This window comes from Pseudarthrobacter sp. HLT1-3, assembly GCF_059383535.1.
In genome coordinates this window covers 1-1,436 of record NZ_JBWZCJ010000066.1, presented here as the reverse complement: position 1 = coordinate 1,436, position 1,436 = coordinate 1, and the positions used below count along the sequence as shown (strand labels likewise).

The window sequence follows — 1,436 nt, the reverse complement described above, 5'->3', positions numbered from 1 at the left end:
TCCTAGTAGTACTTTGTTAGGTTTTGGGGTGAAACTCTTTTAATCCTGTCGGTGGTCTGTTAATTTCGGATCATGCGGGATGGAGAGATTGCAGCTGTGCGGGGCGCCTTGGAGGACTTTGTGGCCGGGGTGTTCGCGTCGTTGCCGCGGAAGGACCAGCGGGCCAAGGGAAGCCTGTATTTGCGGGGCCTGATGGTGGACGGGCGGCGGAAGTCGATGCAGCCGATGGCTGAGCGGCTCGGCGTTGACCATCAGCAGCTCCAGCAGTTTGTTGCGTCCTCAACGTGGGCGGTGGAGCCGGTACGGCGGCGGCTGGCGAACCTGGCGATAGACACGATCGCACCGGAGGCGTGGGTCGTTGATGACACCGGGTTCAAGAAGGACGGGACGTCGTCCCCGTGCGTGGCCCGGCAGTATTCGGGCACGCTCGGGAAGGTGGGTAACTGCCAGATCGCGGTCAGTGTCCATGCGGCCACCGATTCGGCGTCCTGTCCGCTGAACTGGCGTCTGTACGTGCCCGAGGCCTGGGACGATGGGTGTGCCGACACCAACGACGAGGCGGAACGCATTCAGGCCCGAAGGAGCCGGGCGAAGATTCCCGAGACTGTCCGGCACCGCACCAAATGGTCGCTGGCGCTGGAAATGATCGACGAGGCCGCCGTATGGGGGCTGACTCCGCCGGTGGTCGTTGCCGACGCAGGCTACGGGGACACCACGGGGTTCCGCCTCGGCCTGGAGGAACGCTCCATCCCGTACGTGCTGGCCGTGAAGGGCTCCACGAGCGCCTACCCGGCCGGCGCGGTCCCCGAAACAGTGCCCACCACGGGCAGGGGCCGGCCCTCGGCGCCGCGCTACCGGCAGAAACCTTCCTCGCTGCGTGAGCTGGCCATCGCCGCCGGCCGCAGAGAGCTCCACCAGGCCACCTGGCGGCACGGCACCAAAGCCGGGCCGGCGAACCGGACCGCTGCCATGAAATCAAGGTTCCTCGCCCTGCGCATCAGACCGGCCAACAGGGATATTCCGCTCAGCGAAGACGGGACCCTGCCGGAGGCCTGGATGCTGGCCGAATGGCCGCCCAATGAACCGGCACCCACCGACTACTGGATCTCGGACCTGCCCGCCGACACGCCGCTGAAAACGCTCGTCCGGCTCGCCAAAATGCGGTGGCGCATCGAACATGACTACAGGGAACTCAAGACCGGCCTCGGGCTCTCCCATTTCGAAGGACGAGCCTTCACCGGCTGGCACCGGCACGTCACGCTCGTTACCGCAGCCCACCTCTTCATCACCCGGCTGCGCCTCACAACCCCAAAAGCAGCTGGGGCAGCCTGAGCCTGTACGGCATCCTCAAGGAACTCCAACGAGTGATCGCCGCCTGGCTCGGCTACTGCCCCAACTGCCGCCAACGCGCCCCAACCTAACAAAGTACTACTAGG

The 1,436-nt window shown here is 65.4% G+C and carries 1 protein-coding gene; it reads left to right on the top strand.

What is annotated here, in order from left to right; translation table 11 throughout:
- The first annotated feature begins 72 nt into the window (after window positions 1-72).
- Window positions 73-1,332 (top strand): IS701 family transposase, encoded by a 1,260-nt coding sequence (locus tag AC50X9_RS21220; RefSeq protein ID WP_494897065.1) that lies wholly within the window; start codon window positions 73-75, stop codon window positions 1,330-1,332.
- Window positions 1,333-1,436 lie beyond the last annotated feature (104 nt).

What these genes read in the sequence shown, in the direction of transcription:
- AC50X9_RS21220 (WP_494897065.1), top strand. Translation starts at nt 73, where the DNA reads ATGCGGGATGGAGAGATTGCAGCTGTGCGGGGCGCCTTGGAGGACTTT.